Origin of the sequence: Porphyromonas sp. oral taxon 275, from assembly GCF_018127745.1 — a bacterium.
GTDB lineage: Bacteria > Bacteroidota > Bacteroidia > Bacteroidales > Porphyromonadaceae > Porphyromonas.
In genome coordinates, this window is sequence record NZ_CP072333.1 from 600,053 (window position 1) to 626,084 (window position 26,032).

General features: G+C 60.6%; 22 protein-coding genes, 1 tRNA gene and 1 pseudogene. 17 read left to right on the plus strand and 7 right to left on the minus strand.

The features are described 5' to 3' along the window. Nucleotides 1–84: 84 nt before the first annotated feature. The 5 genes from rimP (at nucleotide 85) to dgt (ending at nucleotide 6,745) form a co-directional block, all read left to right on the plus strand. Nucleotides 85–555, plus strand: coding sequence for a ribosome assembly cofactor RimP (gene rimP / locus J4862_RS02375; protein WP_211789146.1), 471 nt, complete (start codon nucleotides 85–87; stop codon nucleotides 553–555). A 46-nt stretch (nucleotides 556–601) separates the two neighbouring features. Continuing rightward, on the plus strand, nucleotides 602–1,900 hold the full coding sequence (gene nusA, locus J4862_RS02380; RefSeq protein ID WP_211789147.1) for a transcription termination factor NusA: 1,299 nt from the start codon (nucleotides 602–604) through the stop codon (nucleotides 1,898–1,900). 127 nt (nucleotides 1,901–2,027) lie between these two features. Then, complete coding sequence (gene infB / locus J4862_RS02385) at nucleotides 2,028–5,066, plus strand: translation initiation factor IF-2 (RefSeq protein WP_211789148.1); 3,039 nt, start codon at nucleotides 2,028–2,030, stop codon at nucleotides 5,064–5,066. Nucleotides 5,067–5,180: 114 nt separating this feature from the next. Further along, nucleotides 5,181–5,384, plus strand: coding sequence for a hypothetical protein (locus J4862_RS02390; protein ID WP_211789149.1), 204 nt, complete (start codon nucleotides 5,181–5,183; stop codon nucleotides 5,382–5,384). Between the two features lie 20 nt (nucleotides 5,385–5,404). Continuing rightward, entirely contained in the window at nucleotides 5,405–6,745 is a 1,341-nt protein-coding gene (gene dgt, locus J4862_RS02395) for a dGTP triphosphohydrolase (protein ID WP_211789150.1), read from the plus strand. Between the two features lie 351 nt (nucleotides 6,746–7,096). On the opposite strand, the gene J4862_RS02400 is transcribed toward dgt, so the two are convergent. The 7 genes from J4862_RS02400 to J4862_RS02430 form a co-directional block, all read right to left on the minus strand. Further along, nucleotides 7,097–8,362, minus strand: a complete 1,266-nt coding sequence (locus tag J4862_RS02400) for an amidohydrolase (protein ID WP_211789151.1) — start codon at nucleotides 8,360–8,362, stop codon at nucleotides 7,097–7,099. A gap of 5 nt (nucleotides 8,363–8,367) precedes the next feature. Beyond that, nucleotides 8,368–9,732 (minus strand): dipeptidase, encoded by a 1,365-nt coding sequence (locus tag J4862_RS02405; RefSeq protein WP_211789152.1) that lies wholly within the window; start codon nucleotides 9,730–9,732, stop codon nucleotides 8,368–8,370. Nucleotides 9,733–9,768: 36 nt separating this feature from the next. Continuing rightward, nucleotides 9,769–10,311, minus strand: a complete 543-nt coding sequence (locus J4862_RS02410) for an FHA domain-containing protein (protein WP_211789153.1) — start codon at nucleotides 10,309–10,311, stop codon at nucleotides 9,769–9,771. A 1-nt stretch (nucleotide 10,312) separates the two neighbouring features. Then, a complete protein-coding gene (locus J4862_RS02415; protein WP_211789154.1) occupies nucleotides 10,313–11,890 on the minus strand; it encodes a S41 family peptidase in 1,578 nt (525 codons plus the stop codon). Between the two features lie 149 nt (nucleotides 11,891–12,039). Beyond that, nucleotides 12,040–12,732 (minus strand): YggS family pyridoxal phosphate-dependent enzyme, encoded by a 693-nt coding sequence (locus J4862_RS02420; protein WP_211789155.1) that lies wholly within the window; start codon nucleotides 12,730–12,732, stop codon nucleotides 12,040–12,042. Further along, nucleotides 12,722–13,183, minus strand: a complete 462-nt coding sequence (locus J4862_RS02425) for a DUF4494 domain-containing protein (RefSeq protein ID WP_211789156.1) — start codon at nucleotides 13,181–13,183, stop codon at nucleotides 12,722–12,724. Before J4862_RS02425 ends, J4862_RS02420 begins: the two co-directional genes overlap by 11 nt. Nucleotides 13,184–13,247: 64 nt before the next feature. Continuing rightward, a complete protein-coding gene (locus J4862_RS02430) occupies nucleotides 13,248–15,071 on the minus strand; it encodes a long-chain fatty acid--CoA ligase (protein ID WP_211789157.1) in 1,824 nt (607 codons plus the stop codon). A gap of 785 nt (nucleotides 15,072–15,856) precedes the next feature. On the opposite strand from J4862_RS02430, the gene rplM reads away from it, so the two are divergent. The 12 genes and pseudogenes from rplM (at nucleotide 15,857) to J4862_RS02490 (ending at nucleotide 26,023) form a co-directional block, all read left to right on the plus strand. After that, complete coding sequence (gene rplM, locus J4862_RS02435) at nucleotides 15,857–16,312, plus strand: 50S ribosomal protein L13 (protein ID WP_211789158.1); 456 nt, start codon at nucleotides 15,857–15,859, stop codon at nucleotides 16,310–16,312. A 12-nt stretch (nucleotides 16,313–16,324) separates the two neighbouring features. After that, entirely contained in the window at nucleotides 16,325–16,711 is a 387-nt protein-coding gene (gene rpsI / locus J4862_RS02440) for a 30S ribosomal protein S9 (protein WP_211789159.1), read from the plus strand. A gap of 170 nt (nucleotides 16,712–16,881) precedes the next feature. Continuing rightward, complete coding sequence (gene rpsB / locus J4862_RS02445; protein ID WP_211789160.1) at nucleotides 16,882–17,679, plus strand: 30S ribosomal protein S2; 798 nt, start codon at nucleotides 16,882–16,884, stop codon at nucleotides 17,677–17,679. Between the two features lie 161 nt (nucleotides 17,680–17,840). Beyond that, nucleotides 17,841–18,665: a translation elongation factor Ts gene (gene tsf / locus J4862_RS02450; protein WP_211789161.1), complete on the plus strand. Its 825-nt coding sequence runs from the start codon at nucleotides 17,841–17,843 to the stop codon at nucleotides 18,663–18,665. Nucleotides 18,666–18,745: 80 nt separating this feature from the next. After that, nucleotides 18,746–19,144, plus strand: coding sequence for a DoxX family protein (locus J4862_RS02455; protein WP_211789162.1), 399 nt, complete (start codon nucleotides 18,746–18,748; stop codon nucleotides 19,142–19,144). A gap of 46 nt (nucleotides 19,145–19,190) precedes the next feature. Further along, nucleotides 19,191–19,286: pseudogene (locus tag J4862_RS02460) on the plus strand (hypothetical protein); the annotation flags it as partial. 190 nt (nucleotides 19,287–19,476) lie between these two features. Further along, nucleotides 19,477–20,667: a hypothetical protein gene (locus J4862_RS02465; RefSeq protein WP_211789163.1), complete on the plus strand. Its 1,191-nt coding sequence runs from the start codon at nucleotides 19,477–19,479 to the stop codon at nucleotides 20,665–20,667. 35 nt (nucleotides 20,668–20,702) lie between these two features. Continuing rightward, on the plus strand, nucleotides 20,703–21,797 hold the full coding sequence (dinB, locus tag J4862_RS02470) for a DNA polymerase IV (RefSeq protein ID WP_211789164.1): 1,095 nt from the start codon (nucleotides 20,703–20,705) through the stop codon (nucleotides 21,795–21,797). A gap of 123 nt (nucleotides 21,798–21,920) precedes the next feature. Beyond that, nucleotides 21,921–21,997, plus strand: a tRNA-Met gene (locus J4862_RS02475). Between the two features lie 257 nt (nucleotides 21,998–22,254). Next, complete coding sequence (gene gcvT / locus J4862_RS02480; protein WP_211789165.1) at nucleotides 22,255–23,349, plus strand: glycine cleavage system aminomethyltransferase GcvT; 1,095 nt, start codon at nucleotides 22,255–22,257, stop codon at nucleotides 23,347–23,349. Nucleotides 23,350–24,356: 1,007 nt separating this feature from the next. Then, complete coding sequence (locus J4862_RS02485) at nucleotides 24,357–25,124, plus strand: ParA family protein (protein WP_211789166.1); 768 nt, start codon at nucleotides 24,357–24,359, stop codon at nucleotides 25,122–25,124. A 5-nt stretch (nucleotides 25,125–25,129) separates the two neighbouring features. Continuing rightward, nucleotides 25,130–26,023 carry a ParB/RepB/Spo0J family partition protein gene (locus J4862_RS02490; RefSeq protein WP_211789167.1) on the plus strand — a complete coding sequence of 298 codons (894 nt, stop codon included), beginning with the start codon at nucleotides 25,130–25,132 and terminating at the stop codon, nucleotides 26,021–26,023. The last annotated feature ends 9 nt before the right edge of the window (nucleotides 26,024–26,032 follow it).

Genomic DNA, 26,032 nt, shown 5'->3' on the forward strand with positions numbered 1-26,032 from the left:
AGGCAAAGAGCTTCCTCCGCCTCATTTTATAAAGCTCCCTCATGCGCTGAGCGCAGGGGCGGAGCAAGCAAAGAAAGCTAAGGAATGATCGCAAAGAGCCTCATCGAGCAGCTGGTCACGGACTTCTGTGCCAGTGAGCATCCCGACTATTACATCGTAGACGTAGCCGTCCACCCCGGCAATAGGATTGTCGTCGAGCTGGGTGCAGACGAAGGCATCAGCATCGATGTCTGCGTGGTGCTGACCAAGCATATCGAGGCGCACCTAGACCGTGAGGTCGAGGACTTCGAGCTCGAGGTCGGTTCGGCGGGGCTTACCAGCCCGTTCAAGGTGCTTCGTCAGTACGAAGGTGCCATAGGCGAGGAGCTGGAGGTGCTGCGTAAGGGTGGCGTGAAGGAGAAGGGACTGCTGACGGCGGCCACAGCCGAGGCCATCACCCTCATGGTCGTGCGCATGATACGCCCCGAGGGAGCTAAGCGCAAGCAGGCTGTAGAGGAGTCCCTCGTCATCCCTATGGAGGAGGTGCTGCAGGCCAAGCGTATCCTGAAGTTCTAGCCCACCAGTCAAGCAAGTGAACATACAACAATAATAAAGCCCAACAATGGCAAAGAAGAAAGAACAAGCTAATCTCATCGACGCCCTCTCTGAGTACAAGGAGGAGAAGAATATAGACAAGAACACCACCATCAAGGTGCTGGAGGACTCCCTCCGCAATGTCCTGTCCAAGATGTTTGGCTCGGATGACACCTTCTCCGTCATCATCAACCTGGAGAAGAAGGGGGACTTCGAGATCTGGCGTACACGTCGTGTCGTCGCTGACGGCGAGGTCGAGGATCCCGTCCGTCAGGTCGCGCTCAGCGAGGCACAGGCCGTAGACCCCGACATCGACCTAGGGGAGGACTTCGTCGACGAGGTGGACTTCAAGAGCTTCGGCCGTCGTGCGGTGATCAACCTCCGCCAGGCGCTCTCGAGCAAGATGCTGGACCTGCAGAAGGAGAACTTCTACCACAACTTCGCTGGCCGCGTCGGTGAGCTCGTCACGGCCGAGGTCTACCAGGTGTGGAAGCGTGAGGCGCTGCTCGTCGACGACGATGGCAACGAGATGCTCATGCCTAAGAGCGAGCAGATCCCAGGCGACTACTTCCGTAAGGGCGAGACCGTACGCGCCGTCATCGAGCGTGTGGAGAATGAGAACGGCAATCCTAAGGTCATCCTCTCCCGCATCAGCCGTCGCTTCCTCGAGCGCCTGCTGGAGCAGAACGTCCCCGAGATCGCCGATGGCCTGATCACCATCAAGGCCGTAGCGCGCATCCCAGGTGAGCGTGCCAAGATCGCCGTCGAGTCCTATGACGATCGTATCGATCCAGTAGGGGCCTGCGTCGGGGTCAACGGCTCCCGTATCCGCGGTATCGTCCGTGAGCTACGTGGTGAGAACATCGACGTCACCACCTACACGACCAATACGCTGCTCTTCATCCAGCGCGCCCTCAGCCCTGCACGTGCCACCGCCATCACCCTCGATGAGGAGGGCAAGCAGGCCGAGATCTACATGCGCCCCGACCAGGTGCCCCTGGCTATTGGTAAGAACGCAGCCAACCTCAAGCTCGCCTCGCTACTGACGGGCTACCGCATCGAGGTCTTCCGCGACGGGGACGCCGAGGAGGACATCTACCTGGATGAGTTCAGCGACGAGATCGACACGTGGATCCTCGGCCGCTTCAAGGAGAACGACTACACGACGGCCAAGGCCGTGCTCCGTGCTAGCCGTGAGGAGCTGCTCGAGAAGACCGACCTTGAGGAGGAGACGCTGGATCACGTCCTGAGCGTCCTGGCTGCAGAGTTCTCCGAAGAAGAGCTCGCCGAGGAGCCTGCCGAAGAGGGAGAGGAAGAAGAGGCCTAGTGCCCATATCGTCATCGTATGCTGCCCTGTCCATCAGCTCCCGTTGCGAGTAGAGACACCCATAGAGAGTAGGGGAGCTGCCCAGTGCAGCCGATGAGTCACCATATAACAAGAGGAATAGATATACATGCCAAAAGAAATTAAGCTCTTCACCCTGGCCAAGAAGCTCAACGTAGGGATGAACTCCTTCAGGACATCCCTCGAGAAGCGCAATGTGCCAGGCGCCGACAATATCAACCCCAATAGCCGCGTGCCCGTAGATGTCGCCCTTCAGCTCATCCAGGAGCATGGCAAGGGGATGAACAAGACGCAGATCGACGAACTGATCACCGAGCTGCAGGGCGGTGCGCCCAAGGCTGAGCCCGCAGCGGCTCCAGCCCCCGCGCCCGAGCAGCCTGCCGCTCCAGCCAAGGAAGAGGCGCCCCAGCCCGCTCCCGAGCCTAGCCGCCGCCAAGGCCTCAAGGTCGTCGGTAAGCTAGCTGCCGACGGCTCCATCCAGAAGTCCGAGCCCGCAGCCCCCGCGCCTAAGGTCGAGGCTCCGAAGGCCGAAGTGAAGCCCGAGCCCACCCCACAGCCCGCGCCTGCAGCTCCCGCCGCTAAGGTGGAGGAAGCACCCAAGGCAGAGCCTAAGGCCGAGGTCAAGCCTGAGCCCGTGGCCGCACAGCCCGAGCCCGCTGCTCCTGCCGCTAAGGTAGAGGAAGCACCCAAGGCCGAGCCTAAGGCCGAGGCCAAGCCTGAGCCCGTGGCCGTACAGCCCGAGCCCGCTGCCCCTGCCGCTAAGGTAGAGGAAGCGCCCAAGGCCGAAGCAAAGCCCGAGCCCAGTCTTGCAGCACCCGCCGCAGAGCAGCCCGCCGACGAAGTGCCTACCGAGCGTGAGCCCGAGATCTTCCGTCCCTCGACGCCTAGCGCAGGCATCAGCTTCAACGTCGTAGGTAAGATCGACCTTTCCGCGATCAATGACAACACGCGTCCCTCCAAGAAGAGCAAGACCGATAAGAACCGCAAGCGCGCTCGCGTAGGCAAGAACCCCGTCGACGTCAAGGCCGAGGCTGCCAAGGCTGCCGAGCTAAGTGCCAAGACGCAGGGAGCTAAGAAGCCCGCCCAGGGCCCGGGTGCGCAGGGTGGTCGCTCCGCAGATCCCAACGGTCGTGGGGCTAATCGCCCAGGTCAGGGTGCTACAGAGCAGAAGCTGGGCCGTAAGGCAAAGCGACAGAACCAGCAGCCCCAGCAGAAGGCGCCCGTCACCGATGAGGACGTACAGCGTCAGGTCAAGGAGACGCTGGCACGCCTGCAGGGTAAGAACCAGCAGGGCGCTAAGTCGGCCAAGTACCGCCGTGACAAGCGTGACGCTGCCCGCTCGGCAGCACTGGACGCGCAGGAGCGCAGCCAGGAGGAGAGCATGACGCTCAAGCTCACCGAGTTCGTCACCGTGAGCGACCTGGCGAGCATGATGGACGTCCCCGTGACGCAGGTCATCGGTACCTGCATGAGCATCGGGCTGATGGTCTCCATCAATATGCGTCTCGACGCTGAGACCATTGAGATGGTCGCTGAGGAGTTCGGCTTCAAGACCGACTTCGTCAGTGCTGAGGTCGTCGAGGCCGTCAATCAGGACGATGAGCCCGATAGCGAAGAGGACCTCGTCACGCGTCCGCCGATCGTCACCGTTATGGGACACGTCGACCATGGGAAGACCTCGCTGCTCGACTACCTCCGCAAGACCAACGTCATCGCTGGTGAGGCAGGGGGGATCACGCAGCACATCGGGGCCTATGCCCTCACGCTCGCAGGTGGCAAGCGTATCACCTTCCTCGATACCCCAGGTCACGAGGCCTTCACCGCTATGCGTGCTCGTGGTGCCAAGGTGACCGATATCGCCATCATCATCGTCGCGGCTGATGACGATGTGATGCCTCAGACCAAGGAGGCGATCAACCACGCTGCGGCTGCAGGTGTACCCATTGTCTTCGCCATCAATAAGGTGGATAAGCCCGCTGCCAACCCCGACCGCATCCGCGAGCAGCTGGCTGCGATGAACTACCTCGTAGAGGAGTGGGGCGGTAAGTACCAGTGCCAGGAGATCTCCGCCAAGCAGGGGCTCAATATCGACGCCCTCTTGGAGAAGGTGCTGCTGGAGGCCGAGCTCCTCGAGCTGAAGGCCAACCCCAAGCGCCGCGCTGTGGGCTCGATCATCGAGTCTTCGCTGGACAAGGGCCGCGGCTACGTAGCCAAGATCCTCGTGCAGAACGGTACGCTGGCTCAGGGCGACGTCGTGCTCGCCGGTACCCACTACGGGCGTGTCAAGGCGATGTTCAACGAGCGTGACCAGAAGGTCATGAAGGCTGGACCCAGCGAACCCGTGCTGATCCTCGGGCTCGATGGCGCACCTACGGCTGGTGAGACCTTCAACGTCATGGAGAGCGAGCAGGAGGCCCGCAGCATCGCCAGCAAGCGTGAGCAGCTCAAGCGCGAGCAGGACAACCGTACCAAGAAGGGCCTTACGCTGGACGAACTGGCGCGTCGCCGCGCTTTGGGCAACTTCCAGGAGCTCAACGTCATCATCAAGGGCGACGTGGACGGCTCGATCGAAGCGCTCTCCGACAGCCTCATCCGTCTCTCCACCCAGGAGATCCAGGTCAACGTCATCCACAAGGGCGTCGGTCAGATCTCCGAGAGCGATGTCGTGCTGGCCTCGGCCTCATCGGCGATCATCCTGGGCTTCCAGGTGCGTCCCAGCCAGGCCGCACGTCGCCTAGCGGACCGTGAGGGCGTCGAGATCCGTACCTACTCCATCATCTACGATACGATCGAGGACATCAAGTCCGCTATGGAGGGGATGCTCTCGCCCGAGATCAAGGAGAACATCGTGGCCAACCTCGAGGTACAGCAGACCTTCAAGATCACCAAGGTCGGCACGATCGCTGGCTGTATGGTCATCGATGGGAAGATCAAGCGCAACAACAAGATCCGCCTCATCCGCGACGGGATCGTCAAGTATGCTGGGGAGCTCGGCTCGCTCAAGCGCTACAAGGACGATGCTAAGGAGGTCGTCATGGGTCAGGAGTGTGGTCTCAATATCGAGGGCTACAACGACATCATGGTCGGCGATATCATCGAGGCCTACGAGGAGATCGAGCTCAAGAAGACGCTCGACAGCATCAGCTAGTCTCCCCCATCCTCCCTACAGTGCTAGAGCCTACGCCTCACGCCGCAGCGAGCTGCGGCCGAGCGTGGGCTCTAGCTCTTTACTCCACATCCATCATCTCACCCGCTATACACTATGCCTACCCCTAGTCAGCGCCCTCAGCACGATCGCATAGACACGGCGCTTACCCTCTGGTTCTTCATCCTAGCAGGCGGAGCGCTCGTGGCCTTCTTCCTCTACCGCCACACGCAGCCTCTGCTCTTCCAGGCGCTCGGGACGGCTGCGCTCGTCCTGCGCGTCATCTACTACGCCAAGCAGCTCCTCACACGCCGCCGCTAGGCCCCTTAGTCACCACGCTTATGCTTTGGGAACAGTTACTCTCTGATCGGCGGCTTGGTGCGAGTGCCAGCAGCCGCCCCGCCTCGCGCTCCATCGCCCGCAGCGACTTCGAGCGCGACTATGACCGCCTCGTCTTCTCGCCGCCCTTCCGTCGTCTGCAGAATAAGACCCAGGTCTTCCCCCTCCCGGGCAAGGTCTTCGTCCACAACCGACTGACGCATAGCCTCGAGGTCAGCTGCCTCGGGCGCTCGCTCGGTTCGCTGGTCGGCGACTGCCTCGCCGAGCGTCATCCCGAGGCACGCGAGGTGCCGCTGCGCTCGGGGCTAAGCGCCATCGTCAGCGCGGCCTCACTGGCACATGATATGGGTAATCCGCCCTTCGGGCACAGTGGGGAGCGTGCCATCAGCGCCTACTTCACTGAGGGCGCTGGGCGTAGGCTGGAGGATCAGGTGCGCGCCGAGGGGGGGCGCTGGGAGGACTTTGTCCACTTCGAGGGCAATGCCAATACCTTCCGCCTCCTGACGCATCAGTTCCGCGGGCGCCGCGAGGGGGGCTTCGCCCTCACCTACAGCACGCTCGCCAGCACGGTGAAGTACCCCTACAGCTCGGAGCAGGCGGGAACGAAGGGCAAGTTCGGCTTCTTCCAGAGCGAAGAGGAGACGATGCGCGAGGTCGCAGGTACGCTTGGGCTCATCCAGCGCTCCACGGCGCCGCTGAGCTATGTCCGTCATCCGCTGGTCTTCCTCGTCGAGGCGGCCGATGATATCTGCTATCAGATCATGGATATAGAGGATGCGTCGAAGCTCCACCTGCTGCCCTACAGCGAGGCGACGAGCCTATTGGAGGCCTTCTTCACTGAGGAGGAGCTCCGAGACGTCCACGCCGTCTGCCGTACGATAGGGGATGATAATGAACGCCTCGGCTACCTGAGGAGCAAGGTCATCAACCTGCTGGTCGAGGAGTGTGCTGCGGCCTTCCTCGACTGCGAGGGGGCACTGCTGGCAGGCACCCTCGCCGAGCCGCTCATCCAGCTCACCTCCCCACATACGCGCCGTGCCTACGAGGCTTGCTCGGAGGTCGCACGTGCCCGTATCTATCGTGCCCGCGAGGTGGTAGATGTCGAGCTGGCAGGGCATCGCATCTTCTCGGCCCTCCTGGACGAACTGATTAAGGCTATGGAGCAGCCCGATCACCTCTACAGCCGCACACTCCTCAGCCGCGTCAGCAGCCAGTACGACACGGCGCAGACGACGCTCTACGGCAAGGTGCAGTGTGCCCTGGACTACATCTCGGGCATGACCGACCTCTATGCCCTAGACCTCTACCGCCGCCTGACGGGGATGAATCTCCCAGCCGTCTAGGGTGGCTTCGCTGCGAAGTAAACCAGCGCTCAGTGAGGAAGAAGGCTTCGCTGGGCAGGCCGCAAGCCCGCTTGCACGGAAGCCGTGACGCCTTGCTCAAGCCTCATGAGCAAGCGCTGCACGAAGGCGCGGCGAGCTCACAGCTTCGACCTAGCCGCCGTGAGGGATATCCCTCAGCGTCTTGACGGATATCCCTCAGGCGTGTGACTGACGACCCTCAGCCTGCTGACTGATATCCCTCAGGAGCGTCCCTCCGCGTCGCTCGCACTTCGATCCCATAATAAAGGCCCTCGCCCCCAGCAGTCGCGGCTGCTGGGGGCGAGGGCCTTTTATAGAGGTGTGGGTAAGGGGCTACTTGCGCCCGAAGAGGCGATCCGCGACCTCCCGAGCCTCGGCGATGATCTGCTCCTGCCCGGGGACGTGGCGGTGACGCATGCGGATGACGCCGTCGATGATGACTGTATCGACGCAGCTCGAGCCTGAGGTGGCGTAGACGAGATTGGAGGTAAGGTTATTCAGCGGCACGAGTTCGGGGACGTTGAGGTCTACGAGCGAGAGGTCGGCGAGCATCCCCTCAGCGATCTTTCCAGCCTTGAGGCCGAGGATCTCGGCACCACCGACGGTCGCCGAGTGGTAGATGTCGGCAGCCTTCGTCGCCGTGGGGCTGAAGCGCCAGGCCTTCCCGAGGAGCGACGCGAGCTTCATGGCGATGACCATGTCGAGGTTGTTCGACGAGGAGCAGCCATCGGTCCCGATCCCGAGCTTGATACCACGGCGCTTCATCTCCTCGTACTTGAAGGTGTAGCCGCTGCAGAGCTTCATGTTGGAGGCGGGATTGTGCACGACGCTGACGCCATGTTCGGCCAGTAGGTCCATCTCCTCATCGTCGACCCACACGACATGGGCGATGACGAGGTGCGGGCTGAGGATGCCGAGCTGGTGGAGGTAGCGCACAGGGGTGGTGCCGTGCAGGCGGATACAGTCGTCGACCTCGCCCTTGGTCTCCGCCAGATGCAGGTTGATCTTGACGTCATGCTCTACGGCAAAGCGGTGACAGAACTGCAGTTGCTCCCCGCTGACGGTATAGATGGCATGTGGCCCGAGGGTGAAAGTCACGCGGTCACTGAGCCCCTTGAAGGCCTCATAGTACTCGTAGCTACGCTTGCGATCGAGGGCTGCACGCTCCGCTCCGCCCTGGTCGAAGAGCGTGTAGGAGAGGTGGGCTCTGAGGCCGAGCTCCTCGACGGCGCGTGCCGTCTCCATAGGGTACATGTACATGTCGAGGAAGCAGGTCGTCCCCGAGCGGAGCATCTCGAGGCAGGCGAGCTTCGCCCCTACATAGACGTCATGCTCGGTCATCTTGGCCTCCACGGGCCAGATGTAGTCCTGCAGCCACTCCATCAGTGGCAGGTCGTCCCCATAGCCGCGGAAGAGGGTCATCGCCGCATGGGTATGCGTGTTGATGAAGCCCGGGATGGCGGCCTTGTCACGGCCGCTGAGGATCTCGGCGCCCTCGGGAGGATCGATGTGTGGGGCGATACGCTTGATGTACTTGCCCTCGATGAGGATATCGGTGATCTGGTCCTCCAGGAGCACCTGCTTGATGAGTAGGGACATAGGCACTAGTGCTGGGGATAGATCTTGTAGAACTCGGCGACGGCCTCGATGCCCTTGTAGAAGACATCGAGCGGCATGTTTTCATTGGGCGAGTGGATAGCGTTGCTCTCCAGCCCGAAGCCCATGAGGATGGTCTTGATACCGAAGACGCGCTCGAAGGCCGCGATGATGGGGATGCTCCCGCCACGGCGTACGGCTAGCGGGCGCTTGCCGAAGGCCACGCCTACAGCCTCCTCAGCAGCCTTGTAGGCGGGTAGGTCGATGGGGCAGAGGTAGGCCTCGCCACCGTGCATCGGGGTGACCTCGACGCGGACGTACTTAGGTGCGATGCTTTTGATGTAGTCGATGAAGGCCTGGCTCACCTGGTGGTGATCCTGGTTCGCCACGAGGCGGCAGGAGACCTTGGCGTAGGCCTTGGAGGGGAGGACGGTCTTGGAGCCTTCGCCCTGATAGCCGCCCCAGATGCCGCAGACGTCGAAGCTAGGGCGGCAGCTATTGCGCTCCAGCGTGTGGTAGCCCTTCTCGCCGAAGAGGGCATCGACGTCGAGGAACTTCTTGTACTGCTCCTCGTCGAAGGGGATCTGGGCGATCATGGCGCGCTCCTCGTCCGTCAGGTCGACGACCGCGTCATAGAAGTGGGGGATGGTGATGCGCCCATCGGCGTCCTGCACCTGGGCGATGAGCTTGCAGAGCTCGTTGATGGGATTGGCCACCGCACCGCCGAAGTGACCCGAGTGCAGGTCGTGGTTGGCACCCGTCACCTCGATCTGCCAGTAGGCTAGCCCGCGTAGCCCCGTGGTGAGCGAGGGCGTCTCGGCGCTGACCATACTGGTGTCGGAGACGATGATGTTGTCTGCGCGCAGCATCTCGAGGTGCTCGCGGCAGAACTGCTCCAGGTGCGTCGAGCCGATCTCCTCCTCGCCCTCGAAGAGGAACTTCACATTGCAGCGTACCAGCCCAAGCGCTAGTGCCGTCTCGAAGCCCTTGACCTGGATCATCGACTGACCCTTGTCGTCGTCGGCGCCACGTGCCCAGATGTGGCCGTCGCGTACCTCGGGGGCGAAGGGTTCGCTCTTCCATAGCTCGAGGGGCTCGGGGGGCATGACGTCGTAGTGGGCATAGACGAGGATGGTGGGGAGCTTGGGGTCGAGCTCGTAGTGCCCGAAGACAATGGGGTTGCCCGCCGTCTGGTAGATCTCCACGGTCTGGACGCCGAGGCTGCGGAGATGGTCACGCCAGTGCTCGGCACAGCGCTGCATATCGCTCTTGTGCTCGCTCTTGGCGCTGACGCTGGGGATACGGATGAGGGCGAAGAGGTCCTCGAGGAAGCGTGCCTGGTGCTGCTGGATGAATTCCTTGATCTGGCTCATGATACTGCTGTACTTTAGGGTAGTGATAGGGGGAGATCAGCTGATGTCGGCCTCCTCCTCGAGGGGCTGATCGCTGAAGATGATGCTGGTGGCACCGAGGGTGATGACGTCGCCACTCTGGAGATAGACCGACTCGCGGGGGCCGAGGATCTGCCCGGAGACGAAGGTGCCCACGTGGCTATCGTCGTCGGAGAGGGCGAAGCGTAGGGTGCCCGTCTTGCCCTGGGTGACCTTGATGATGGCGTGATGCCTGTCCATACTGGGGTCGCCCGTGATGATGGGGATGTCGGTCTCGGTGTCCTTGTTGCGGCGGCCGATGCGGTTGACTCCTAGGTATAGGGGGAAGGTCTGCTTGTAGCCGAAGCCGTTCTCCACCACCAGCAGGTGCCCCACGCTCTCACGCTCAGGGCGGGGCTGCTTGCCCTCCTCCTTGGGGAGACGTAGCTTGAGGTTGAGCTGATGCGTGCAGCTGGGGCAGACGATGGAGAAGCGCTCCTCACCGCGCTCACGCAGCTGGCGCAGGCGCTCTGCCGTCAGGACGATGGGGTTGTCACACTTGGGGCAAAAGATCTTCTTCATGCTACTTCTTTGCTGGGGGACTAAGGAGCTGGCGGTAGCGCGTGCCGTCGGCCAGGAGTTTGAGGCCCTCGGCGATGACCTTATCCTCCGTCACGCCACGCTCGCGAGCTCCACGGTCGTAGTAGTAGCGGGTAAGGATGCTCGTCGTCAGCTGGCGCTCGATGGCGGCCTTGTGGTAGTCAAGGTCGTGCTTGAGGTCGGGGACGAGCAGCGTCTTGAGGCGCTCGAACTCCGCCTTGGTACGCTCGTAGTAGCCCTCGAACTTAGCTAGGTCCTCCAGTCGCTTCAGCTCCTTGCTGCTCTGACGGTCGTAGTCGAACTTCTTGTCGATCATGTACTGGGAGAAGTCGGCATAGTCCGCGGCGCTGAGACGGAACTCTAGGGGTGAGGCGATGGTCTTGTGCTGCTGCGTGTAGCGCGTGACCCAGTCGAAGGCATCATTATTATAGGTCAGGTAGAAGAGCATCGTGGGCAGGCTGTCCGCCGTGACCTTGACGTCGGGGAGGATCCCCCCAGCGTCACGTACCTCACGGCCTGCCCGCGTGTGGAAGACCTGCGTCAGGCTGTCGGGCGTGACCTGCTCGCCCTTGCCCTCACGTACCGAGCGGTAGTTGATACGCTGGATGCAGCGACCGCTGGGAATATAGTACTTGGCCGTCGTCAGCTTGATCGTGCCGTCGTAAGGGAGCTGCATCGTCGTCTGCACAAGCCCCTTGCCGTAGCTCTTCTGACCCATCACGACGGCGCGGTCCATATCCTGCAGCGCGCCACTGACGATCTCGGAGGCGGAGGCTGAGGAGCCGTCGATGAGGACGACCAGCGGCAGCTCCGTGTCTAGGGGCTTGGCGGAGGTCCGGTAGGTCATCTCCTGTCGGGTGGATAGGGCACGTCCGCGGGTGGTCACGACGACCTGTCCCGCGGGGACGAAGAAGTTCACGATCTTGATCGCCTCGTCGATGAGGCCCCCGCCGTTGCCACGTAGGTCGAGGATGAGGCCCTTGAGTGCCTTGCGTCCCTTGAGGTCAAGGAGGGCGCGCTTGACCTCCTCGGCAGCGGTGTTGGGGAAGCTCGTCAGCGCGATGTAGCCGTAGTCCTTACCCACGATCCCGTAGTAGGGCACGGGGTTGACCTGCACCTGCTCACGTTTGAAGGAGAAGAGCTGGGGCTTGGGCGCCCCTGGGCGTTGCACGAGGATGGTGATCTTGCTTCCGGGGCTGCCCTTGAGGGCCGCGCTCACCAGCTCGCTGGTGGAGCGGCGGAAGTCCTTGCCGTCGACCTCGAGGATGATGTCCCCTGCCTTGAGCCCTACCTTAGCTGCAGGCATGCCCTCCATAGGGCTGTTGATGATGATGGTGCTGTCGGGGCGCTGCGAGATGATGGAGCCAATGCCGCCATATTCGCCTGTGGTCATGAGGCGGAGCTTGTCGTTGTCCTCCGCAGAGTAGTACTCCGTGTAGGGGTCGAGGCTCTCGAGCATGCTCGCCAGCCCGAGGCGGCTGAGCTGCTTGAGGTCGACGCTGTCGACGAAGTAGCGGTCCAGCAGCGCCATCGACGAGCCGAGGACGTCGATCGCCTGCATGTAGTTGAACTTGTTGTCCTGCTTGGGCTGGGCGCTGCGCGCTGAGGGGGAGGATGCAGGCTAGGGAGAGCAGCGCGAGGCTAGCTCTATGTAGTAGACGCATAGGTGAGAGGTCTATTAGCTGTATATAAAGTGAGGAGCAGGACACCTCAGTGCCGCTCCCCGAAGAGTGCCGAGCCGATACGTACGTGCGTGGCGCCCTCCTCTAGGGCTAGGGGGTAGTCCCCACTCATGCCCATGGAGCGGATGGTGAAGCGCTCGCTGTCGACCCACCCCGAGCGGAGGAGCTGTGCGTGGAGCTCGGCCACTCGGGCAAATTCGCCCCGTACCTGGGCGCTGTCCTCGGTATTGCTGGCCATAGCCATCAGTCCGCGTAGCTCGATGCCTCGGTAGTGCTCGGGCTCGTGGTGGATGCGCTCGACGAGCTGCAGGAGCTTCTCGGGGCTGAAGCCGCTCTTGGTCTCCTCCTCGGCCACGTAGACCTCGAGGAGGATGGGGATACGACGGCCCACGCGCTGCCCCTGGCGGTTGATCTCCTCGAGGAGTCGCTCGGAGGTCACGCTCTCGATCATGTGGATGAAGGGGGCGAGGTACTTGACCTTATTGGTCTGTAGGGGGCCGATGAAGTGCCAGACGATGTCAGGGCAGTCGGCGGCAAGGGCCTCATGCTTGGCCACGAGCTCCTGCACGCGGCTCTCGCCGAAGAGGCGCTGCCCCAGCTCGTAGCTGAGGCGTACGTAGTCGGCGGGGTGGAACTTCGATACCGCCACCAGCTCGGCGCGCCCTGCGAGGCTTGCGCGGACTTCGCTGAGTCGTGCGGCTAGTTCGTCTTTACTTAGCATCCTTGGCTGGTGCTACATACTGGTAGACGTCCATGATCTGCGTCTCGGTGATCGAGGCGAGCTCATAGGCCGAGAGCTGTCCGTCCATCTGGGCGGTGAGCTCCTTGACGGCTCCCTGTAGGCTGTCGCTCTTGACGATCATCTGTGCGGCGGTACGCTTCTCCTTGCCGCTCTTCTCGTCGACGGTGACGAAGTTCACCTTGGCGCGGTAGTAGCGGTCGTGGTCTGGGTCCTCGCTGAGGAAGAGCTCCGCGATGCGTGCGCGGCGTATGTTCACCACCTCGAGGTCGCCGCCGCCGATGGCTGCGAAGGGGGTCACCTCCTCGATGATGCGCTTCTCTGCCTCTGTGAAGCTGAGGGCATCTACCAGGTAGCTCTCTGATACCTTAGCCGTACCTAGGTTGTCCGTCTGTCGCTCGTAGGACACCTTGCATTCAAACCAATAGTTCATCTTGGGTATGTCTTAGTCTTTGTGGGTCTATATATAATGTATGTAGCTAACGCAGCAGCTGGGGCTATTCGGCATATAGGCCAGCGATGGCCTCGGCGAAGTGCTCGTTGATGACCTTGCGGCGGATCTTGAGCGTGTTGGTTAGCTCGCCTCGCTCGAGGCTAAAGGGCTCGGTGAGCAGGACGAAGCGCTTGACCTTCTCGTACTGAGCCACCGTGCTCAGCGCCTGCTCGATGTGGGTGGTCATCAGTCGATGTACCTCGTGGTCGCCCGCCAGAGCCACATCGCTCTGCGTCATATCGACCCCGCGGGCCTCGGCCTCGCGCCTGAGCAGCTCCCAGTTGGGGTAGATCAGCGCACTGACGAACTTGTAGCCGTCGCCGATGATGGCTACCTGCTCGATGATGGGGTCTAGGGTAAGCATCCCCTCCAGCATCTGTGGGGCGATGTACTTCCCGTTGGCGGTCTTGAAGAGGTCCTTGAGGCGCTCGGTGAAGTAGAGGACGTCACCCTCCAGGCGACCAGCGTCTCCAGTGCGGAAGTAGCCGTCCTCGGTGAAGGCCTCTGCGTTGGCCTCCTCATTATTGTAGTAGCCCTGCATCACGCTGGGCCCCTTGATGAGGATTTCGCTTGTCTCAGGATCGATGCGCACCTGTAGGGTGGGCATGATGGTCCCGATACTCGTCGGGTCGAAGCCTACCAGCGGGCAGGAGCTGACCGTGGCCGTGCTCTCTGAGAGGCCGTAGCCGAGGCAGATGGGCACGCCAATCGAGCGCATGAAGCGGTAGATCTCTACCGAGAGTGCAGCGCCAGCCGTGGGGAAAAACTTGCCGCGCTGTATGCCTATGGCCTGCTTGACCTTCATGAAGAGGGTGTGGTCATAGAGCTTGAAGAGGGCATTGAGCCACAGCGGAGGGCGCTTGCCCTCGTTGACATAGTCGAAGAAGTAGCGCTCCCCGATGCGTATCGCGTGGCGCATGATCCCACGGATGGGGCGGGGGGACTGCTCGATCTTCTGCTGTACGCCAGCGTAGACTTTCTCCCAGAAGCGGGGTACATTGCTCATCATCGTGGGGCGCACCTCGGGTAGGGCCTCGAGGATCTTCTTGGGGTCGCTCAGTACAGCTACGCAGCAGCCCATGCTGAGGCAGAGGTAGCACCAGGCCTTCTCGAGGATGTGATTGAGCGGGAGGAAGCACATCGAGGTGTCGCGGGGCGACATGAAGGGGTACTTCAGCTGGTGCGCGTACATCTGCTCGATGAAGTTGCTGTGGTGCAGCAGGACGCCCTTGCTACGCCCCGAGGTGCCCGAGGTGTAGATGATGACGGCTAGATCGCTCGCCAGCGCCTGGCTGGCGGTGACGTTGGCCTTGTTCTCATAGGCCACGGCATCACCGCGGCGGATGAACTCATCGTAGTACGTGCTGGTCGTGTCGCCTGGGGCAAGGACGACCTCGGGGTCGATGATGATGAGCTGACGTAGGACCTCGGAGCGCTGCTGCACCTCGTAGGCATTGTTGTACTGGAACTGTCCGCCGACGAACATCGTCGCTACCTGGGCGTCCTCGATGACGAACTGCACCTGCTCGGGCGTGCTCGTGGCGTAGAGCGGCACCGAGACGCCGCGCATCATGAAGAGCCCTAGCTCGGCAGCGATGCCCTCGACGGTGTTCGGGGAGTAGATGCTGACCTTGTCCCCAGGCTGGAGCTGGAGCCAGGCGAAGCCCTTAGCCGCAGCGAGACACCGGTCGGCTACCTGTTCGCCCGAGAGCTTGACCCAGCGCCCCGAGACCTTGTCGTGGTAGCGGAGCATGGGTTTATTGGGGTAGCGGAGGCGGAACTGGTGGGGGTACTCAGCGAGGTGATATTTGGGGTAGGGTGTTGTCATTGCGACGCGTTACAAGGGTGATCGTGTACCCATCACCGCTCTAGGCGGGGTACTATTACTACAAAGATACTGCGATTACTCGGATTTGCTTCGGTCTTGTCTCCGCGCTTCTGTGCGCCTCCTATACCTATATATAAGGGGACTTCTCCCGCTGCGCTGGATAGCTCTGCCGCTTTACTTGGCTGCTCGTCTTGGATAAGGATGCTACTACTTAGCTGGGGTTCTTCGAGCCTCTCGCTAAGGCTGTGCCGAGGCTAAGTTCCCCCGCCACGTAAGCTGTGAGCTAAGGGGGAGCTCGCTGAGGGATATCCGTCAGCGAGCTGAGGGGCGTCTGTGAGGCGGCTGACTGATAGCCGTGGGCGGGCTGAGGGGTATCGGTCAGCGTGCTCCGAGCTCGGGGCGCGTGGGGTGGGGGATAGGGAGGCCTTAGCTAAGGGGCTGCTTGTGACGACTTGAGGGGATTGTTTGGAAGGGCAGGTGTGTATGTGGAGGTGCCGCTGAGCCAGGCTGGAGGGCAAGGCGAAGATGGGGAAGTCGCGGGGCTTAGGCAGGTGCTGTGAGGAGGCTATTGCTGGGCGCTTGAAATTTTGTATCTTTGTGCGCTGTTTATCAAATAGTACCCCTACGAATCCGCCGACTGAGGGTGGCTGCTCTTCCCCAAGCGAAGGGCGCACTCGTGCGAGATCAGTGTCCAATCTGTATGATCTCGTGGCGGCTGTATGGTCATCCAAAGCAGGAGTGGATCGTGGGTTTGTCTAACTTAATCATTATTAACAACAGAAGTAATGGACACGCTAAGTTTCAAGACTGTCTCAGCTAACAAGGCGACCGCTCAGAAGGAGTGGGTCGTAGTGGACGCTGCGGGTCAGAGCTTGGGTCGTGTATGCTCCAAGGTGGCTAAGCTCCTCCGCGGTAAGTACAAGCCCAACTTCACGCCACACGTCGACTGTGGCGACAACGTCATCATCATCAACGCCGACAAGGTCGTCCTCACGGGTAAGAAGTGGGATGATCGCGTCTACCTGAAGTTCTCGGGCTACCCTGGTGGTCAGCGCAGCTTCAGCCCCCGCTTCCTGCAGGCTAAGGGCTCTGATCGCCTCTTCCGCAAGGTCGTCAAGGGTATGCTGCCTAAGAATCGCCTCGGTGCAGCTATCCTCGACAACCTCTACGTCTATGACGGCGCAGAGCACAAGCATGAGGCTCAGCAGCCCCGCGTCATCGACATCAACACGCTCAAGTAATACTCAGGACAGATGGAAATGATCAATGCTATTGGCCGTCGCAAGGCCGCCGTCGCTCGTGTATACGTAGCAGCTGGTAGCGGTAAGATCACGATCAACAAGCGTGATATCGCTACCTACTTCCCCTCCTCTATCCTCCAGTACATCGTCCGCCAGCCTCTGTCGGTCCTCGATGTAGTAGAGAAGTACGACATCAAGATCAACCTCAAGGGTGGTGGCTTCAAGGGTCAGAGCGAAGCAGCTCGCCTGGCTATCGCTCGTGCGCTGGTCAAGATCAATGCCGAGGACAAGCCTGCACTCCGTGCCGAAGGCTTCCTGACGCGTGACTCCCGTGTCGTCGAACGTAAGAAGCCAGGTCGCCCCAAGGCACGCAAGCGCTTCCAGTTCAGCAAGCGTTAAGATCGGTCACCAGGTGTGCTGCCTAGCGTGTGCCGCCTGATCCGACTTATCTCGCGTTTAGTATCTAAACCGCCTAGAGCTACAGCCTAGCTTGCTCCTCGAGCCCGAGAGGCTGTCCTACCAGACGGTTGAAAGTAATCCAGTTACATTTATAGAACGTAAACGAAATCATGTCAAGAGTTTCCTTTGACCAACTCATCGAAGCTGGCGCACACTTCGGTCACCTGACCCGCAAGTGGAACGCAGCTATGGCTCCATACATCTTCATGGAGCGCAACGATATCCACATCATCGACCTGCACAAGACTGTTGTTAAGGTTGACGAAGCAGCAGAAATCGCCAAGGCTATGGCTAAGGGTGGCAAGAAGATCCTCTTCGTCGCTACCAAGAAGCAGCTCAAGGGCGCCGTCTCCGAACTCGCTAAGGCCGTAGGTATGCCCTACGTCACCGAGCGCTGGCCCGGCGGTATGCTCACCAACTTCGCCACGATCCGTAAGGCCGTGAACAAGATGAGCTCCATCGATAAGATGACTGCTGATGGTACTTTTGATAACCTCTCCAAGCGTGAGAAGCTTCAGATCTCTCGCCAGCGTGCCAAGCTCGAGCTCACCCTCGGCTCTATCGCTGACATGAAGCGCCTGCCCTCTGCCCTCTTCGTCGTAGACGTCATGAAGGAGCACATCGCAGTGGCTGAAGCTAATCGTCTCGGTATCCCCGTCTTCGCTATTGTGGACACCAATAGCGATCCTAGCAATATCGACTACGTCATCCCTGCCAACGACGACTCCACGGCAGCTGTCGAGCTCATCGTCTCGGCTGTCTGTGCAGCGATCGCTGAAGGCCTGCAGGAACGCAAGGCCGAAGGTAAGGGCGAGGAAAAGGAAGAAGGCGAAGGCGCTAAGCGCATCGGCGGCGGTCGCGGCCGTGCTCGCAAGGCGGCTCCTGCTGCTAGCAGCGAGGAGGCCTAAGCCCGTCCTCTCCCCTCTGACGTAGCCCCAGCTAGCCTGGGAGCGGACGCAGCATAAAATAAGAGACGAGGATAAGCCGGCAAGCTCCAGCTTGTCCTCGGATCTTATTCTACCCCCATAAAACTATTGTAACGTAACAACCCAATACCCATACTGCAATTATGAGTGCACTGATGGAAAGCATCAAGAAGCTCCGCGCCCTCACCGGTGCTGGCCTCTCTGATGTCAAGAAGGCGATTGAAGAAGCCGAAGGCGATCTCGAGAAGGCGATCGAGCTGATCCGCAAGCGCGGTCAGGCTATCGCTGCTAAGCGTGGTGACCACGACGCTGAGGAAGGCTGCATCCTCGCAGCTCACGAAGGCGACTACGCTGTCATGGTCGGCGTAAAGTGCGAGACCGACTTCGTAGCTAAGAACGAAGACTTCATCAAGCTCGTCTCGACGATCCTCGAGGTAGCCAAGAGCAAGAAGGGCGCGACGAAGGAAGAGATCCTTGCTACGACGCTGGAGAACGGCCGTAGCGTGCAGGAGTACATCACCGAGCGCAGCGGTGTCTCTGGTGAGAAGATGGAGCTCGGCGTATACGAGTTCGTCCAGGGCCCCTTCACGACCTCCTACGTACACCCCGGTAACATGCTGGCTACCATCGTTGCCTTCAACGAGGCTACCGATGCACAGGTCGCTCGCGACGTAGCTATGCAGATCGCTGCTATGGCTCCCGTCGGTATCACCGAGGAGGACGTACCCGCAGAGATCAAGGAGCGTGAGCTCGCCCTTGCTCGTGAGAAGGCTATCGAGGCAGGCAAGCCCGCCAACCTCGTAGACACGATCGCTCAGGGTGCCCTGAAGAAGTACTACAAGGAGAACACGCTCCTGGATCAGCTCTTCGTCAAGGACAACAAGCTGACGATCGCTCAGTACCTCCAGGCACAGAGCAAGAGCCTCACGGTGACTGCCTTCAAGCGCGTTACCCTCAAGGCTGAATAAGCTCACCACGTCTTATAGCATAGCCCCGCAGAGCTTCGTCTTCTGCGGGGCTATTCTTTTCTCCCATCAGATTTATACGTATGCTTAAGTACCGTCTTTATTTCTTCTTCTATTACCTCTGTGGGATCTCCTATATCCTAGCAGGAGTCAATCACTTTGTCAATCCTAACTTCTACCTCCGCATAATGCCAGACTATCTGCCTGCTCACGAAGCCTTGGTCGCACTAAGTGGTGTCGCGGAGATCCTCCTTGGGCTAGGGCTGGTGGTCAGACCCAAGAGTCAGCTTCGTGTTTGGTCGGCTTGGGGGATTATCCTACTCCTGATCGCTGTCTATCCGGCCAATATCTACTCCTATACACACCTAGCTGAGCTCGGTGATCCTCGTGCGACGATAGCCTTGATCCGCCTCCCCTTCCAGCTTCTCTTCCTTTGGTGGGCTTGGGTGTATACCCGTCCTTTCCCCAAGCGTCCCGAGTAGAGCTCGATGACTGTCTTAGCCCCGTCTATTTAGGTCTTCCTCCTTCATGCGCAAGATCATACACATCGATATGGATGTCTTCTATGCCTCGGTAGAGCATCATGATCATCCGGAGCTGCGTGGTATCCCCATCGCCGTTGGGGGAGGACAGAGAGCCAGCGCAGGCTGCTGCGTGTATCCTATGTATAAGGTAGAGAGCCTCTACGACGCGCCTTATCTCGGCCTTGTGATCGGTGGAACGGAGCCCCAGCGACGAGTGCTGTGGAGCTCTGGTAATGGATAGGAATAGTGTAGGTGTCCCTTAGGGGGCTACGAATTACCAACGATAGCTAATGGATTATAAGGACCTCCTGCTGCGCGGCTATAGTTCCGCCCCGCGGCTGTCGCTTCAGTACTTCGGCTCGCCAGCGCCTAGCCTCATCGTGGGCCTACCCTTCGAGCAGGATCGTAGCTCCCTCGAGGAGCGCCTAGGTTATCGTCTGAAGCTCTATACCATCCTAAGACAGGATGAAATCTGCTTCACTCCTGGGGACGATGAGGACGCCTACATCGTGGTCTCGTACTATAGCGATGACTACGGGCATTGGGCCTATGTCCTCTATCCCTTCTGGCTGGGGCTGCCTAAGGCAGATGATGCGGCTGGGGCAGACGCTGTGGCTGCTTCGGCTACTATCCCTAGTCCCGTAGCTGGGGCGACAGTGCCTGAGGGGCCTGCCGATGAGGGGCCTGTAGGGGTGACACTGGAGGATGATGCGAGCTCTTTCATAGCGTCACCCGATCCCGATACGCTCGTCTTCGTCTACGAGGTGCTCGGGGCGATCAGCGATGAGGCCCCCGAGGCGGAGCCTACCCGACCGGTCAGCGATCTAGAGAGCTACCTCTATAGCATCTTTGTCACGCCACTGATCCCTGTCCCTGCCATTCCCCGTGAGCGGATTAGCTCGGAGGAAGAGGTGCGCGAGATCGTGGCCCAGCTACTCCCCGAGGAGGAGCTGGTATACCCGCCCTACATAGAGCGCATCGTCGATCGCTACGATCGCTGCGCGTGTGTACCTCGCTATGAGGTCAGCCTCCGAGGGGCACAGCTGGCTGACGCTGCCTACCTAGAGGGTGGCCATCGTCTGCTCCTTGATCTGGGGGGAGACCTCTGTGCGGAGGTTACGAAGCTCTACCAGTCGATCGGCTACGAAGCGGTACTGATCCAGCTCTCAGGGGTGCCACGCTGGGGCTACCTTGGGTACTTCATCCTGGAGCAGCGTGCCTCGACAGTCGAGGCTTACCTCGCTCAGCACTATAGAGAGCTCATGCTCCTAGGGGCTGTACGCAGCTCGGTGCGGAGCTGGGACGAGCGTATCTCGGTCTCGCAGCTACAGCTAGAGGAGCAGGCGTCAACGTCTCAGGAGTCCTTGGCCGAAGCGGAGAAGGCTGAAGCGGCAGGACGGCCTCAGCTCGTGAAGTACCTCGTTCTCTTGCTCGTGCTCCTATCCTTGATCCTACGCCTCATCTACTGGCTACGCTGGTAGCCCCTACCCATAGCCCTTTTCCCAAGCGAGTCCTCATGCGCAAGATCATACACATCGACATGGACGCCTTCTTTGCCTCGGTAGAGCAGCATGATCATCCGGAGCTGCGTGGTATCCCCATCGCCGTTGGGGGGGCGGAGCATCGAGGAGTGGTCTGTGCCGCGAGCTACGAGGCGCGTCGCTATGGAGTGCGCTCGGCGATGTCAGGGGCAGAGGCGCGCAAGCGCTGCCCGCACATCACTTTCGTGCCCGTGCACTTCGAGCGCTACAAGGAGGTCTCGGCGGCTATCCATAGCATCTTCCACGACTATACCGATATCATCGAGCCCATCTCCCTAGACGAGGCCTTCCTCGATGTGACCGAGAATAAGCCCGGCATCCCCCTCGCGGTGGACATCGCCAAGGAGCTGCGGCGGCGCATCTGGGAGGAGCTCGGGCTGACGGCCTCGGCGGGCGTCTCCTATAATAAGTTCCTGGCGAAGATCGCCTCCGAGGAGCGTAAGCCCAACGGCCTCTGTACCATACACCCCGACCAAGCGCTGGAGCTCATCGAGCGGCTGCCCGTGGAGAGCTTCTGGGGCGTGGGACGTGCCACGGCACGGCGCATGCACCAGCTGGGGATACGCACGGGGGCTGACCTCAGGGCGCGCAGCCTTCAGGAGCTGCAGCGGCACTTCGGTAAGGCTGGACAGACCTTCTATGACTATGCTCGCGGTATAGACGAGCGCCCCGTGGAGTACGAGCGCGTACGCAAGTCCATAGGCTGCGAGCATACCTTCGAGACGAATACCGCCGAGCCGCTGGAGCTCGAGCAGCGCCTCCTCGAGGTGCTCTCCGACCTTAAGAGGAGGCTAGAGCGACGCTCCTTCCGAGGGCGTACGCTGACGCTCAAGCTCAAGTTCGCCGACTTCTCCGTCCAGTCGCGCGCCTATTCCGCGCCGCATCTCCTCGAGGAGGCCGAGCTGGAGGCCGAGGCCCTCACGCTGCTGTGGGGCGTGGAGCTCTCCGGGCGCTCGGTGCGCCTCCTCGGGCTCACGGTCTCCAACCCTCCCGAGGAGCTTAGGCCTGGGATGTGGGTGCAGCAGTGGCTGGACTTCGATCCCGCCTCGCTGGAGCTCAAGTTGCTCTAAGTCATCCCCAAGCCTTGGGGGCAGCCCTTAGACACCTTTAATCCCTTTAGATGCTGGGGGACGAGGCATTTGGATAGTTCGTTTACTTTCTCTATCTTTGCAGTGCTTTAAGCGATAAGAGGCGGCGAGATAGCTCAGCTGGTTAGAGCGTCGGATTCATAATCCGAAGGTCGGGGGTTCAAGTCCCCCTCTCGCTACCACTAGGACGGCAGGCATGATCTAGAGATCATGCCTGCCGTCTTTTTGTATGCTTCCCCTTGCGCTTCGGTGGCATTTGGCTTCGGGCGCAGCGGGGGCTCTATCGGCTCTGGATGAAGGGCATGGTGGGGACGCTGCTGGGGGAGGGCTCGGCGGGGTGCTGCTCCTTTAGGGGGCGAAGGTGGATACTTCGTTTGTTCTTAGTACCTTTGGGTCAGTAGTACAACTAACTTTTATATTAGAGCACGCTTCCAAGAACATGAAGACAACTCCATTCACTGCTCTGCACGAAGCCCTGGGGGCTAAGATGCACGAGTTCGCAGGCTACAACATGCCTATCGAGTACAGCACGGGGATCATCGACGAGCACATGACAGTGGTCAAGGGCGTAGGTGTCTTTGACGTCTCGCACATGGGTGAGTTTTGGGTCAAGGGGCCTCAGGCGCTCCAATTCGTCCAGGACATCACCAGCAATGACGCCTCCAAGCTCGGTGTCGGCGATATCCAGTACACCTGCTTCCCCAACGCTAGCGGAGGGATCGTCGACGATCTGCTCGTCTATCACTATGAGGAGGAGAAATACCTGCTCGTCGTCAATGCGGCCAACATCGACAAGGACTGGGCCTGGTGCCAGGCCAATAACAAGGTTGGGGCTATCCTCGAGAACAGCTCCGACAATGTCGGGCAGCTGGCTGTCCAGGGGCCTCTAGCTACCCAGGTACTGCAGCGTCTCACGGAGGTCAACCTCAGCGAGATCCCTTACTATACCTTCAAGGTCGGGGAGTTCGCTGGCTGCCCCGAGGTCATCATCTCCAACACGGGCTATACGGGTGCTGGGGGCTTCGAGCTCTACTTCTATCCCCAGTATGGCGAGCGGATCTGGAATGCGATCTTCGAGGCAGGTAAGCCCGAGGGTATCCGTCCTATCGGCCTGGGCGCACGCGACACGCTCCGCCTCGAGATGGGCTTCTGCCTCTACGGCAACGATATCACGGATACGACCTCACCCCTAGAGGCGGGCCTCGGGTGGATCACGAAGTTCAAGGACGACAAGCACTTCCCCGGACGCGCCCTCCTAGAGCAGCAGAAGGCCGAGGGGATCAAGCGTAAGCTCGTCGCCTTCCGTCTCAAGGACAAGGGCATTCCCCGCGCGCACTACGAGATCGCTGATGCCTCGGGTCAGGTGATCGGCGAGGTGACCTCAGGGACGATGTCGCCCACGCTCAAGGTCGGTATCGGCATGGGCTATGTGGCTAAGGAGTACAGCGCTCCCGGCACGGAGATCTACATCGTGGTACGTGGGCGTCAGCTCGCGGCCGAGGTCGTCAAGCCGCCTATGCGTCAGGTCGACTAGCTCGCTGAGCTGATACTTAGACCAGTAAGCAAACTAGGCCGAGGTGCTCGCTGCACCTCGGCCTAGCTTTTTGATGGGGCTTCGTGTTTCCTTTGGGACTTATGGGGGAGGCTGGGGGAGTCCTGCTTTGCGCTGCAGCTGGGAGCTACTCCTGAGCCCAAGGTACCCTCCTTTGTCGAGGGCCTTATAAAATGAATAGGGACTGTCTCCCGACACCCCCTATTCCAGTTAACCTTAAATCTAATACCATGAAAAACACACTGCAAAGATACAACATTTATTTATATATGCAAACTTCTGTAAAGCATCTCGACGCGCTCCCCCTAATTTATGGGTGCGCTAGGAGCTAAAGGAGGGTGGTGTTCTTGTTTTTATTCGCTCTTGCTTAGTGTCTTATGTGTCTATCGTGAGGCTAGGACTAGCGAGCCTTCAGAGCGAAAAGTTTTTTCGCTGAGAGGCTGAAAAGTTCTCCTTGAGGCCAAGTTTGGAGCTCCCTCGGGGGCTGAGTGAGGGGGAGCGGAGCGGCATGGACGAGTGTGCTGCGAGAAGCTAGGGGGGGCGCCTCGATACGCTGGAGGCTAAGTTCGCTCCTTAGTCTTGCTCAGCGCTCGGCATAGCCCGCCCAGCCTGAGGGCTATCCCTCAGCGCGCTGACTGATATCCCTCAGCCGTCTGACTGATACCCCTTACGGCGCTGACTGCTATCCCTCAGAGCGCTGAGGGATAGGTCGGCGGATGGGGAGGGCTTCGGAGGAGGAAGCCGAGTGCCGTAGGGTGGGGGCGCTTGCTCTTGGCCTCAGTTGGGCTGGGAGCCTCGCTATACCGAGGGTGGAGGAGGCTGCGTTTTCACCTCAGAGCCAGGGCGAAGGAGGGTTGCTGGCACTAGAGATGTCGTCTATGTCGGCGAGTAGTCGTAAATTTGGAAGTTATTTAGGAACTATAGCGCCTGGCTCAAACCGGGCTAAATAGAATAGGATAAGGATAATAGACTATAGGGAGACCATAGGAATGGGACGAATCATCGCCTTAGCAAACCAAAAGGGTGGCGTAGGGAAGACTACGACAGCTATCAATCTGGCAGCCTCGCTGGCCTCGCTCGACAAGCGCGTGCTGCTGGTGGATACCGATCCGCAGGCCAACGCCTCCTCAGGGCTGGGCGTCGAGAGCCTCAAGCTCGGCAAGACGATCTACGAATGCCTCTGCGGCGGCCTCGCGGCCTCCGAGGTCATCATCCCTACCATCGTGGACGGCCTCGAGCTACTGCCTTCGCACATCGATCTGGCGGGGGCAGACATCGAGCTGATGGAGCAGGACGAGCGCGAGCACAAGCTGCGCCGCGTCCTCGAGCCACTCGTAGACCGCTACGACTATATCCTCATCGACTGCTCCCCTTCGCTGGGCCTGATCACGATCAATGCGCTGGTAGCGGCGGACGCCGTCCTGATCCCCGTGCAGTGCGAGTACTTCGCCCTCGAGGGCATCTCCAAGCTGCTCAATACCATACGTATCGTACGCCAGCGCCTCAACCCGCGCCTCGAGATCGAGGGCTTCCTGATGACGATGTACGACAGCCGTACGCGCCTCAACAATCAGATCTACGAGGAGGTCAAGAGCCACTTCAAGGAGCTCGTCTTCGAGACCGTCATCCAGCGCAATGTCAAGCTCGGCGAGGCGCCGAGCCATGGGCTACCTGCCCTGCTCTACGATGCCGACAGTCGCGGCGCCGTCAATCACCTCCAGCTGGCAGTCGAGCTGATCAATAAGACTAAGAAGTAGACGCTATGGCAATGAAGACTAAGAGCGTCCTCGGGCGCGGCCTCGGCAACCTCCTCCCCGATGAGCCTATGGCCAGCCTCAGCGGGGCCGCCTCGATCCAGGAGCTGAGTATTTCACTGATCCAGCCTAATCCCAATCAGCCTCGCCGCGAGTTCGACGAGGAGCGCCTCGAGGAGCTCGCGAGCTCGATACGCGCCCTAGGGCTCGTCCAGCCCATCACGGTGCAGGAGCTCGGGGGCGGTCAGTACCAGATCATCTCGGGCGAGCGCCGCTGGCGTGCCGCCCAGCGTGCGGGGCTCGAGCGTCTGCCCGCCTACATCCGTCCCGTACGCGCCGAGGAGCTCATGGAGCTGGCACTGGTGGAGAACATCCAGCGCGAGGACCTCAATGCCATAGAGATCGCCCTAGCGTACCAGCAGATCATCGACCTGCAGCACCTCAAGCAGGAGGAGCTCGCCGAGCGCGTAGGGAAGAAGCGTACCACGGTGGCCAACTACCTGCGCCTACTGCGCCTGCCCGCCGAGATCCAGCTGGGACTCACCCAGCGCCTCATCGACATGGGCCATGCCCGTGCCCTCCTGCAGATCGAGGATACCGAGCGGCAGCTCGAGCTCTACGCCCTCATCCAGCAGGAGCAGCTGAGTGTGCGCGCCGTCGAGGAGCTCGCCCGTGCCGTCCAGCAGGGCGGTGAGGAGCTCCCCACGGCTAAGCCAGCCAGCGCCCCCAAGCCTTCTGCACGTGCGGACTACAAGATCCTAGAGCAGCACCTGGCACAGGTCTTCGCCTCGCGCGTCACCCTGCGCTGCAACGCTCAGGGTAAGGGACGCCTGACGATCCCCTTCTCCAGCGATGAGGAGCTGGAGCGTATCATGCAGCTCCTCGAGCGCGTACAGCACTAGCCCTCCGTC

Coding starts and splice junctions, on each gene's coding strand:
- rimP (WP_211789146.1), top strand. CDS start 85: ATGATCGCAAAGAGCCTCATCGAGCAGCTGGTCACGGACTTCTGTGCC.
- nusA (WP_211789147.1), top strand. CDS start 602: ATGGCAAAGAAGAAAGAACAAGCTAATCTCATCGACGCCCTCTCTGAG.
- infB (WP_211789148.1), top strand. CDS start 2,028: ATGCCAAAAGAAATTAAGCTCTTCACCCTGGCCAAGAAGCTCAACGTA.
- J4862_RS02390 (WP_211789149.1), top strand. CDS start 5,181: ATGCCTACCCCTAGTCAGCGCCCTCAGCACGATCGCATAGACACGGCG.
- dgt (WP_211789150.1), top strand. CDS start 5,405: ATGCTTTGGGAACAGTTACTCTCTGATCGGCGGCTTGGTGCGAGTGCC.
- J4862_RS02400 (WP_211789151.1), bottom strand. CDS start 8,362: ATGTCCCTACTCATCAAGCAGGTGCTCCTGGAGGACCAGATCACCGAT.
- J4862_RS02405 (WP_211789152.1), bottom strand. CDS start 9,732: ATGAGCCAGATCAAGGAATTCATCCAGCAGCACCAGGCACGCTTCCTC.
- J4862_RS02410 (WP_211789153.1), bottom strand. CDS start 10,311: ATGAAGAAGATCTTTTGCCCCAAGTGTGACAACCCCATCGTCCTGACG.
- J4862_RS02415 (WP_211789154.1), bottom strand. CDS start 11,890: ATGCAGGCGATCGACGTCCTCGGCTCGTCGATGGCGCTGCTGGACCGC.
- J4862_RS02420 (WP_211789155.1), bottom strand. CDS start 12,732: ATGCTAAGTAAAGACGAACTAGCCGCACGACTCAGCGAAGTCCGCGCA.
- J4862_RS02425 (WP_211789156.1), bottom strand. CDS start 13,183: ATGAACTATTGGTTTGAATGCAAGGTGTCCTACGAGCGACAGACGGAC.
- J4862_RS02430 (WP_211789157.1), bottom strand. CDS start 15,071: ATGACAACACCCTACCCCAAATATCACCTCGCTGAGTACCCCCACCAG.
- rplM (WP_211789158.1), top strand. CDS start 15,857: ATGGACACGCTAAGTTTCAAGACTGTCTCAGCTAACAAGGCGACCGCT.
- rpsI (WP_211789159.1), top strand. CDS start 16,325: ATGGAAATGATCAATGCTATTGGCCGTCGCAAGGCCGCCGTCGCTCGT.
- rpsB (WP_211789160.1), top strand. CDS start 16,882: ATGTCAAGAGTTTCCTTTGACCAACTCATCGAAGCTGGCGCACACTTC.
- tsf (WP_211789161.1), top strand. CDS start 17,841: ATGAGTGCACTGATGGAAAGCATCAAGAAGCTCCGCGCCCTCACCGGT.
- J4862_RS02455 (WP_211789162.1), top strand. CDS start 18,746: ATGCTTAAGTACCGTCTTTATTTCTTCTTCTATTACCTCTGTGGGATC.
- J4862_RS02465 (WP_211789163.1), top strand. CDS start 19,477: ATGGATTATAAGGACCTCCTGCTGCGCGGCTATAGTTCCGCCCCGCGG.
- dinB (WP_211789164.1), top strand. CDS start 20,703: ATGCGCAAGATCATACACATCGACATGGACGCCTTCTTTGCCTCGGTA.
- gcvT (WP_211789165.1), top strand. CDS start 22,255: ATGAAGACAACTCCATTCACTGCTCTGCACGAAGCCCTGGGGGCTAAG.
- J4862_RS02485 (WP_211789166.1), top strand. CDS start 24,357: ATGGGACGAATCATCGCCTTAGCAAACCAAAAGGGTGGCGTAGGGAAG.
- J4862_RS02490 (WP_211789167.1), top strand. CDS start 25,130: ATGGCAATGAAGACTAAGAGCGTCCTCGGGCGCGGCCTCGGCAACCTC.